Here is a 9,743-nt window from a genome sequence, read left to right on the forward strand (position 1 = left end):
GCTCGCAAACCCGGCTCACTCCTCGCGCTCATGATGACCGCTCCCGCACCGCTGAACGGACCTGCCGGATGCCGTCCAGGACGAGTTGCTCGGCGGCGGCCAACTGGTTCCGGGTGACCACCACCCCACCGTGATGGGCACGGATGAAGTCCTCGAACGCCTCGGCTGTCGACCGGGGCGTGAAGCCGTACTCCTGCTCAAGCCGGCTGGTGTCGACCACCCGGCCGTGCACGAAGAGGTCGACCTGGTCCAGGCCGTAGCGGCCGAAGCCCATCGTGCGGGCCAGCGCGGCGGCCCCGGACAGCCCCGGCTCCAGCACCGGCACGGCCACCCGCCCGGCGCGTCGGATCGCCTGGGACAGCGACAGCACCCCGGGGCCGGCGACGTTGTACGTGCCGGGATGGTCCTCCACGATCGACCGGTGCAGCACCTCCAACGCATCGTCGAAGTGCAGGAACTGCAGACGGGGGTCACGGCCGAAGACGGTCGGCACGAACGGCTGTGAGAAGTAGCGGGTCAACGTGGTGTCGGCTGTCGAGCCGATGAACGGGGCGAAGCGCAACACCGTGGCGGTGACGTCGGGCCGGCGGCGGCGGAAGCCGCGAACGTACCCCTCAAGGTCGAGGATGTCGCGGCCGAAACCGCCGCGCGGCACCTCGCGGGGCTCGGTCTCCTCGGTGAAGACCGCCGGATCCCGGAACGACACCCCGTACGCGGCGGTCGACGAGCGGACCACGAGCTTGCGCAGCCGGGGAGCCCGCTGGCAGGCGGCGAGCATCTGCATGCTGCCGATGACGTTCTGTTCCTTCATCGCGGACCGGCCACCGTGCTGCGGGTCGGGTGAGGTGACCAGCGCGAGGTGCACCACCGCGTCGACGTCCAGGTCGGCGAGGAGACCACCGAGCGAAGCGTTGTCGACGCGGATCCGTTCGACCCGGTCCAGCAGGTCGGTGAACTCGGTGCCGGAATCCGGTGCGTCGACCCCGATGACCCGTTCGATGCGTGGGTCGGCGGCCAGTCGGGCCGCCACGTGGGCGCCCAGGTAACGGCCCACTCCGGTGACGACGACGACCCCCGGAGCACCTGAGGTGCCACCGGGGGTCATCTGACGCACCTACGCCGGCAGGATGGACCGAGCCGGGACGACCACGGCCTGATCACCTGAGCCTCCGGAGGTCGACAGTTTGGCAAGTGACGCCGAACGCCGGGCGGTCGGAAGGGCCGGGAACGCTCCGGCGCAACGTGCGCCGCCGGCCTGTCCGCTGAGCCCGGCGGCGATCACTTGCCGAGACGGCGACGCTGGACGCGGGTCTTGCGCAGCAGCTTGCGGTGCTTCTTCTTAGCCATGCGCTTACGGCGCTTCTTGACCACCGAGCCCATACGACAGCCTTTCGATACAACGTGCGGGGCGGACCGGATGACACCACGCAGGTGGCGACGGCGACCGCTTGCGGACAACGGACCGGACCAGTCTGGGCGGCGGGGCGCACCGGTGGGGTCTCGGTCGGGCTCCAGGGTAGCCGGAGGGCGTCAGCCGGACCAACGCGCCCCCGTCGCGGCTGCCTCTGGTTCGCGACCGCGGCGCGCGCAAGCCCACTCCCTACGCCCACCGATGCCGGTCAGCCGGCGATCGACGGGCGACATGGTGGCTCAGGCGGTCTCCTGAAAAGCACCCCGCAGATATTCGTGCACCGCATGCTCGGGCACCCGGAACGACCGGCCGACCCGGACGGCGGTGAGCTCACCGCTGTGCACCAGGCGATAGACAGTCATCTTTGACACCCGCATGACCGTCGCCACCTCGGCGACGGTCAGGAACTTGACCTCCGACAGCCGTCCGTCGGACTGTGACCCGGCCATGGCTCACCGACCCATCCCATGCCCGGCGCGTGCCAACCCGACGGATGCTCCGGGCCGGGCCGACGACGCGCGTGTTACCAGTACGGTAGCGGGACGGTTGTGACCGGCGCGATCCCTTCCTGCAACTGATCATGTTTCGGTGGTCGGTTCACCCGATCCGCGCTCCCGGTATCTGCCCGTCCGCGTCCGCCGTCCGATTGTTCCGGCGTTGCTCATTCGGTGCGCAGCGCGACCACCGGGTCGAGCCGGCCGGCGCGTTGCGCGGGAACCACCCCGAAGACGATGCCCACCACCGCCGACACGCCGAAGGCGAGCGCCAACGACCACCAGGTGATCGCCGCGGGGATTGGCGACAGCGCGTCGACCAGCAGGGCGGTTCCCACACCCAGCGCCATTCCGGTCAGCCCGCCGATCGTGGTGAGCAGCACCGCCTCCAGCAGGAACTGCACGCCGATGTCGCGGGGACGCGCGCCGACGGCCTTGCGCAGCCCGATCTCCCGGGTCCGCTCCCGGACGCTGACCAGCATGATGTTGGAGACGCCGACGCCGCCGACGAGCAGCGAGATGCCGGCGATGGCGGCCAGCACGCCGGTGAGGACACCGAGGATGTCGCCGAGCACGCCGAGGATCTGCTGCTGGGTGACAGCGCTGAACTCGGTGTCCGGGTGACGGCGGTTCAACTCGGCGACGATCCGTTCGCCCAGCTCGTCGATCCGCTCCCGGTCCGGCGCCTTCACCGCGATGCCGTCGACCCGCTGGGTGCCCCAGAGACGCTGCGCGGCGGTCACCGGCACGTGCACCTCGTCGTCCCGGTCGACGCCGAGGCTCTGCCCGAGCGGCGCGAAGACACCGATCACCCGGAACCGCACCCCGGCCAACGCCACCTGCTGGCCGAGCGGATCCCGGTCGGGAAAGAGCGCACGGGCGACCGAGTCGCCGAGCACGGCCACCCGTCGGCTGGTGTCCACGTCGGCGCCGGTGAGATAGCGCCCCCGGGCCAACGACCTGGTGAACACCGCGGGGGTCGTCTCCAGCACGCCCTGCACAGTGGTGAAGTCGGAACGGGCACCGGCCCGTGCCGTCGCCCCGGAGGCCACGGTGACCGCCACCCGGTCCGGGTCGCCGACCACCCGGGTCACCGCGTCCACGTCCTTCAGGGTCAGCGGCGAGACGACCGGCGCGTTACCCACCTCGATCCGGCCCGGGACGACCAGCAGCAGGTTGGAACCGAGGCCCTCGACCTGTTGCTCGACCTTCTGTTTGGTGCCGGTGCCGATGGCCACCAGCAGGACCACCGAGGCCACCCCGATGATCACCCCGAGCATGGTCAGCGCGCTGCGCAGCCGGTTGGCCCGCAGGGCGTCCAGCGCCACCCGCCACGCCTCGGCGACCCTCACGCCGTACCCCCGGGCCGCTCGACCTCGGGCTCACCCGCAGCGCCCCCGCGCGCCTCGCCCGAGGCGGCGTCGCGCGGGCCGGTGTCGGGTCGCTCGACCTCGCGCGGAAGGCGCCCGGTGGCTCCGGCGGCGCCACCGGAGCCACCGGACGGGTGCCCCGGGCCGCTTCCGGACGCGGACCGGGGCTCCGCGCTGGGAGCGGGGACCAGTGTCGCAGGTCGACCGTGATCAACGGACGGCGGTCGATCATGGGCTGAGGGTGGGCCGGTGGTGTCCGCGCTCGGCGGGCCTGCGGTCGCGGCGATGTCCGCGCTCGGCCGGTGTGCGGTCGCGGCGGTGTCCGCGATGACCACGCCGTCGCGCATGGTGATCCGGCGGTGGGCGCGGGCCGCCACCTCCTGGTCGTGGGTGACCATCACCAGCGCCACCCCGGACTCCGCATTCAACTGCTCCAACAGCTCCAGCACTGCGGCGCCGGTGACGCTGTCCAGGTTGCCGGTGGGTTCGTCGGCCAGCAGCACCGTCGGCTCGGTGACCAGCGCGCGGGCGATCGCCACGCGCTGCTGCTCACCGCCGGACATCTGGTTGGGTCGGTGGTCGAGCCGGTGCCCGAGGCCGACCCGGCCGAGCATCGCCGCCGCCCGCTCCCGCCGCTGCCGCGCCGACACCCCCCGGTAGACCAGGGGCAATGCCACGTTCTCCACCGCCGAGGTACGCGGCAGCAGGTGGAACGCCTGGAAGACGAAGCCGATGGTCTCGTTGCGCAGGGTCGCCATCTCCGGCGGGGCGAGGGCGTTGACGTCCCGCCCGCCGATCACCAGGCGGCCACCGGTGGGCCGGTCCAGCCCGCCGAGGAGATGCATGAGTGTGGACTTGCCCGAGCCGGACGGGCCGACCAGGGCCACGTAGTCCCCCGGCTGCACGGTGAGCGACACCCCGCGCAGCGCCTGCACCGACACCCCGTCGAGCTGGTACGTCCGGGACACGTCCACCGCCTCGATGGCCGGGACGCGTCCCCCGTCGTGCGGACCTGAAACGGCGGGTTCGCTCACCGGACTTCCTGGCCGTCGCGGACCTGGTCGGCGCCGCGCACCACGATCCGGTCGCCGGGCTGCACGCCGTTGAGGATCTGCACCAGGTCGGACCCCTGGACGCCCACCGTCACCGACGCCCGGCCCGCCCTCCCGTCCCGGACCACCCAGACCGCGTCCCGGCCGTCGGCGGAGAACACCGCCGACGCGGGGACGGTCACCGCGTCGACGGCCTCACGTACCCGCAGGTGCACGATCGCGTTCATGCCGGGGCGGGGCGTCGGGGCCGGCTCGTCCTCGGCCAGCTTCCCCGCGCCGAGCGCGAGGCGTACCCGGTAGGTGACCCCGCCCTGCGCGGAGTTGGTGGGAAGCACGTCGACCGACCGGACGGTGGCGTCGTAGCTGGCGCCGGTGACGGCGTCCAACTCGACAGTGGCCGGCACGCCCGCCTTGACGAGGAGCACGTCGGTCTCGTCCACCTCGGCGAGCAGGCCCAACTGCCCGGTGTCCACCACCGTCAGCACCGGCGTGCCGGCGGTGACCAGCCCGCCGACCACTACCGCGTCGTCCACCCCGGCCGGCGGCCCGCCCTGGCTGGGGGCCAGCACGGACGGGTCGATACCAGCCCCGCCCGCCTGCTCCAGCAGCCCGGCCAGACCGGCATTCGCGCCGCCGCCGGCGCGGGTGCCGCCCGGCTGCACCACACCGGCGATCGGAGCACGCAGCGTCAGCGCGTCGACCGTCGCCTTCGCCAGGTCGTACGCCTGCTGGGCCTGAAGCCGTTGCGCCGCGGAGAGCGCACCGACCGCGGAGTTCAGCCCGCTGATCCCCCGCTGCACCGCGCGAACCGCCTGATCGGCGGTGCGCGCGGCAGCGGTGTACTGCTTTTGAGCGGACGTCACCTGGGTCAGCAGCGCGCTCCGCAACTGCGGGTCGGCAATCTTCTCGGCGGCCTTCCGGGCCGCGTCGAACGCCTCGTCAGCGGCCTTGTCGGTGCCGCGCCGACTGCTGGTCAGGTTGCCCGTTCCGACGCCCCGGCCGGCGCGCTTTGCGGCGGTCAGCGCCTCCTTCGCCTGACGGAGACGCTGCTGCGCGTTCGGTGAGTCGACCACGGCGAGGATCTGCCCCCGCTTGACCCGCTGTCCAGGCTGGACACGCAGGCTGGCCAGGGTGCCGTCGGCCGGAGCGGTGAGGGTGGCTGCGGCGCGAGCGGTCACCGTCGCAGGCGCGTCGATCACCTCGGTGACCGGGTTGCGGGTGGCCGACGCCAGCGCGAGGTCCGGGTCTTCGTCGCCGCAGGAGGCGGCGGTGGTGGCGGTGAGGACGACGACGGCGGTCAGGGCGACGAGCAGGCGGGGCCGCGTGGTGCTTGCGGGCCGCGGCGAGTGGGGGCGGCGCACCCGAGTGATGCTACGAGCCACTGAGCAAATCACCAATGTCAGAGACGAATTGCCGCACTGCCTGCGACCTGGATAGGCAACACCCCCGGCCTCAGCCTGTGAGCCGACGACCGGGGGTGCTTGAACCGGAGTGATCAGTCCTTGGACTTGAGGACGAAGATCACTCCCCTCGTCTCTGCTTCGATGTAATAGCTGCCCGTCAGATCCGAGTCCGTTGCAGCGGCGGCGTCGAACTCCGCGCTCCGAAACCACTCACTCCCGAACCCGATCTTACCTTCGAGAGATGTTCGGATCGGCGGTTTCCAATAAGTTTCGACCGGGACCCACTCATAATCGGACCTCAGCTTCTGGAACGGCTGATCCGCAAGCCGGGCGACGCCTTCCTTCCACACCTCGTTCGGGCCAGGAACTCGGCCATCAACAGAAGAGTCGTCAACCCAATATCCCTCTTCGACAGGCCCGAGGATCTTTGCGCGCTCAATCGTCCCGCCTTTCACCGACTGGACGTCCTCGGCGTTCGGGTCTCCGCACCCGGACAGAAGGAGGGCGATCAGCACGATGGCCGAAAGAGAACGACCAATTGAAGTCCTCTGGATAACGCCCCGCCGATCACCGTAGCTCACCGTCGGGCCCCTCCCGTGATCGTCGAATCTGATGGCGACCCTCCAGGAACCCACGTCACCGTCCTGGTGAGAGAGCCTTGAGTAAGGAAGGGCTTAGCCCAACCCAAGGTGGCGAATCTTCCATTGTCATCGTCGGACAAACCGCTTCGGACATCCTTGTTGTTCGGATTGAAGTCGTAGAAGTCTGCCGCATGGACCGTAATGGTCATAGTAACCTTTTCACCCTTCCGGGCAACCTTGGCGCTCCCCCAGACGTTGTGGTCACCCAGGGCCTTCTGCCAATTCTCGCTTTCGGGGTATCCCTCAATTCCCTTGTCTTCCCCGGTCATCGACAGAGAGTCACAGGCACACTCGGCCAGCAAGCTCTCGGCGAAGCTCTGCGCTTCAGCGATCTCAGCATCGACGTTCCTACGAATGACGGCGTCCTGCCCATAGGCTTTCTCGTAGTCGATCTCAAAGTCCGTTCCAGACGCGTCGCGGTAGTGATTGTACGTGGCGACACCGTCAGTAAGATCGACTGGGCTCAGCAAGGGGTTCGATACGGCAGCGGCACCCATCCGCAGCCACCGGTAAAGATTCCAATTCCAGTAGTCCTTGGCCGTCGCCTTTTCCTTCGGGTTGTAGGGATACCTTGTCGCTGCCGGCTTGTACGGATTCTTGGGTGCCCCGAAGCAGTACCTGGTACGGCACTTCTTCGGCCGGTTGTCGACGATCGTCTCGGTGCCGTCGGCGTTGGGAACCGCGACAAGCAGGCCTCGATCGTCTCCCACTTGGATGTTCCCAGATGGGTCACTGAAGTTGACCGGGTTATTACTGCTGTACGCGTAGCCATTCATTTGCTGGGGGTTCCCCATGTCCAACACAGCGTCACGGCTGATGAAGCGTCCGACCGACGCATCGTAGCTACGGGCCCCGACCTGAATCAGCCCCGTTGCATTATTCACAACCTTGTTGAGGAAGCCACGGTTGTCGGGATAAACATCCGCAGGTCCACGCGCTGCGCCGAACGGTGTGTACTGACGCCATTTCGCCGACTGGGCAGTGTTGTCGAGGTAGAGCGATGGCGAGCCGTGGGAGTCCCCAATCTCGAACGAATAGTTCGACCCGCTGCCGGACCGCACCGCGGTCCCCCCACCTGGCAAATTGAAGTATCGGTTCCCGGTCACCGCCTGCGTGGCAGTGTCCAAGGCCAACTGCTGCCCTGGCAGATACAGGACAACCTTGCCCGGATCCTTCTGCAGCAATATATTGCCATCGGCATCGTAAATAAACGAACTCTGCCCTGCAGTACTAGTCACTACCGCTAGCTGACCGAGTTCATTCCAGTCGAGAGATTGCCTGCCCTTCTCGGCGTTCCGCATGGTCATATTGCCAGCGCTGTCGTACCCGTAAGAAGTGGAACTGGTTGCGCCGCCGGTCGTAGTAGTGGAAGTCAAGGTGTGGGGCTGGTCGCCATCAGTACCACCGTAGGAATATGTCGTGACCTTATCCGTGGCACCACCAATGCCGCGCTCGATCTGGTTGGTACGGTTGCCGATTGGGTCCGTGCTCCAACTCGTCCAGTATGCCGATCCCCCACCAACGTTGTTGCCAACCATAGCCTTATTGCTAGTGGAGGGGGCCGTGGCGCAATCGTCCGTCGCGGTCCAGGCTTCAGTCATCCGCCGAAGCTTGTCATAGAGGTAGCACTGGGTCTCAGAGGGTGTGTTGGCCCCCAGGCGCTTACTCACCTGCTTGGTGACGTTCCCCGTCAGGTCGTACCTGTATGACTGCTCGTCGACAATGGTTGGCGTGCCGCTCGACCGCGTGACGATCTGGTTGGTCAATTGGGAAGTGTGAACGTCGTAGGTATTGGTGATGTAGGCGAGGTTGCTACCACTACCGACGGTAGCCTGATTGACGCGACCCCACGCGTCGTAGCTCACCCCGTTGCTGTAGCCGGCGGAACCCCCCAGCGTTGTGGGCAGATCGAGTACGCCGGAGTAGCCGTGTAGCACCGTCTCCGAAGGCAGAGCGCCCTTGGCGGGATAGCTATCTGTCAGCGGTAGCCCGAGTACCGAGGTGTAGGTGTGACCAAATACGTAGGAGCCGGCCAACGCTCCCTCGGAGTCGGGAATGGTGATGGTCTCGCCTAAAGACTTGCCAAAGACGTTAAAACCGTTTTGCTGCTTGGTGTACGCCTTGCCACCCTTGTAGCTGATCGAAGTGGTGAGTTGACCAATCGGGTACGTCATGTTCTCGACGGCATTGTTGCTGTTGTCGTAGACCCAGGCGTTCACCTGGTTGCTGGACGACTGCTCGGAAACGGTCGCCGCGTACTGACCAACGCGCCGATTGAGTTTATCGAACGTGACCGAGGTGCTTTTTCCTCGAGAATCGGTGCTCTGCAGCAGATTTCCGTTGCCGTCGTAGATAAGTCCAGTGAGAGTACCTGCATCTGGATCACTCTTCTTCGTGGCCCGACCCATGAGATCGAATTCGGTAGTCCACGTGTTATTCAAGGCATCCGTGAACGAAGACTGATTGCCATGTCCGTCGTGCCCGAACTTGGAAACGCTTGCCGTACCACCGGTCACGGCGAAACTGCCGGTAAATACATCATTCGGGGTAGTCACCGAGGGCGGGGCGGTGTACTCATGCAATTCTTTCGTTCGTCCTAGCGGGTCGATCAGCGTCGTCTGGGTCACTCCACCAGCTGGCGGGACGATCGTTGTACGGTCGCCTTGGTAGACGGTGGTGGTGGCCGAGACGGCAACTCCGTTCTTCGCCGCCGTGACCACGACAGCTCTTCCCAAGCCGTCGTAGGTGTTCAAGGTCTGGTTTGGCACCTGCTTACCCAGGTCAGCTGCCGAGACCGGTGCACCCAGCGTCGGCGCCGTCGAATCATCCCACCAACCGTTGTACGACGCTCGGGTCCAGCCGCGTGTGTCGTAATACGTATCGGTGATCAATCGGCCCGCTTGTGGGGTTGTGGACTGAGTTTGACGAGGACGCAGAAGTGCGTCATAAATCAGAAGTGACTTTTGGTAGCCGCTTGAGTTGTTCAGCGTCTCCGTCATCGTTCCCGAGGTGCCACTCTTCGAGATGACGTACGTGAACTTGCGGTGGGCAGGACTACTAGTCGCTCGGGAATTCAACCAAACAGAGACAGCGCGGCCCAGCGCGTCGAAATGTTGAGTCACGACGACGCCGTTGGCATCGGTAGCGCCGAGCGCCAAGCCACGTCTCGGGTTTACAGTCGCTGAGGCAACCTGTCCAAGGGCGTTTGTTGTCGAGGTTCCCACAGTCAATCTGACAGCGTTCATAGTGAACGCTGTCGCAGTTTTATTGTTATTGCCGTCGTACGAGTCGGTGACCCGGCCGTAGCTGTCGTAGGTCGACCGTGCGGTGGTCTGCCAGACGTAGGCGCCGCTGGTGTAGTCCTTGGCGGTC

General features: G+C 66.7%; 8 protein-coding genes. All 8 read right to left on the reverse strand.

Annotation, left to right across the window (positions count from 1 at the left end; all coding sequences use genetic code 11):
- Window positions 1-28: 28 nt before the first annotated feature.
- Complete coding sequence (locus ABZU74_RS28440; protein WP_355430019.1) at window positions 29-1,105, reverse strand: NAD-dependent epimerase/dehydratase family protein; 1,077 nt, start codon at window positions 1,103-1,105, stop codon at window positions 29-31.
- A gap of 173 nt (window positions 1,106-1,278) precedes the next feature.
- The gene (locus ABZU74_RS28445) at window positions 1,279-1,380 is read right to left on the reverse strand and encodes an AURKAIP1/COX24 domain-containing protein (protein WP_007465623.1); all 102 of its coding nucleotides are present in this window, start codon (window positions 1,378-1,380) and stop codon (window positions 1,279-1,281) included.
- Window positions 1,381-1,650: 270 nt separating this feature from the next.
- Window positions 1,651-1,860: a helix-turn-helix domain-containing protein gene (locus ABZU74_RS28450; protein WP_007465625.1), complete on the reverse strand. Its 210-nt coding sequence runs from the start codon at window positions 1,858-1,860 to the stop codon at window positions 1,651-1,653.
- A gap of 212 nt (window positions 1,861-2,072) precedes the next feature.
- Window positions 2,073-3,257: an ABC transporter permease gene (locus ABZU74_RS28455; protein WP_355430022.1), complete on the reverse strand. Its 1,185-nt coding sequence runs from the start codon at window positions 3,255-3,257 to the stop codon at window positions 2,073-2,075.
- On the reverse strand, window positions 3,254-4,309 hold the full coding sequence (locus tag ABZU74_RS28460; RefSeq protein WP_355430025.1) for an ATP-binding cassette domain-containing protein: 1,056 nt from the start codon (window positions 4,307-4,309) through the stop codon (window positions 3,254-3,256). Before ABZU74_RS28460 ends, ABZU74_RS28455 begins: the two co-directional genes overlap by 4 nt.
- Window positions 4,306-5,697 carry an efflux RND transporter periplasmic adaptor subunit gene (locus tag ABZU74_RS28465; protein WP_355430042.1) on the reverse strand — a complete coding sequence of 464 codons (1,392 nt, stop codon included), beginning with the start codon at window positions 5,695-5,697 and terminating at the stop codon, window positions 4,306-4,308. Before ABZU74_RS28465 ends, ABZU74_RS28460 begins: the two co-directional genes overlap by 4 nt.
- A 125-nt stretch (window positions 5,698-5,822) precedes the next feature.
- A complete protein-coding gene (locus tag ABZU74_RS28470; RefSeq protein WP_355430027.1) occupies window positions 5,823-6,311 on the reverse strand; it encodes a hypothetical protein in 489 nt (162 codons plus the stop codon).
- Window positions 6,308-9,370, reverse strand: a complete 3,063-nt coding sequence (locus tag ABZU74_RS28475; protein ID WP_355430030.1) for an RHS repeat-associated core domain-containing protein — start codon at window positions 9,368-9,370, stop codon at window positions 6,308-6,310. Before ABZU74_RS28475 ends, ABZU74_RS28470 begins: the two co-directional genes overlap by 4 nt.
- Between the last annotated feature and the right edge of the window lie 373 nt (window positions 9,371-9,743).

The organism is Micromonospora sp. NPDC005171 (assembly GCF_040608575.1).
GTDB lineage: Bacteria > Actinomycetota > Actinomycetes > Mycobacteriales > Micromonosporaceae > Micromonospora.

Excerpts from the sequence above, each read along its gene's own strand:
- ABZU74_RS28475 (WP_355430030.1), bottom strand. The coding sequence starts at position 9,370 with ATGACGGAGACGCTGAACAACTCAAGCGGCTACCAAAAGTCACTTCTG.
- ABZU74_RS28445 (WP_007465623.1), bottom strand. The coding sequence starts at position 1,380 with ATGGGCTCGGTGGTCAAGAAGCGCCGTAAGCGCATGGCTAAGAAGAAG.
- ABZU74_RS28440 (WP_355430019.1), bottom strand. The coding sequence starts at position 1,105 with ATGACCCCCGGTGGCACCTCAGGTGCTCCGGGGGTCGTCGTCGTCACC.
- ABZU74_RS28450 (WP_007465625.1), bottom strand. The coding sequence starts at position 1,860 with ATGGCCGGGTCACAGTCCGACGGACGGCTGTCGGAGGTCAAGTTCCTG.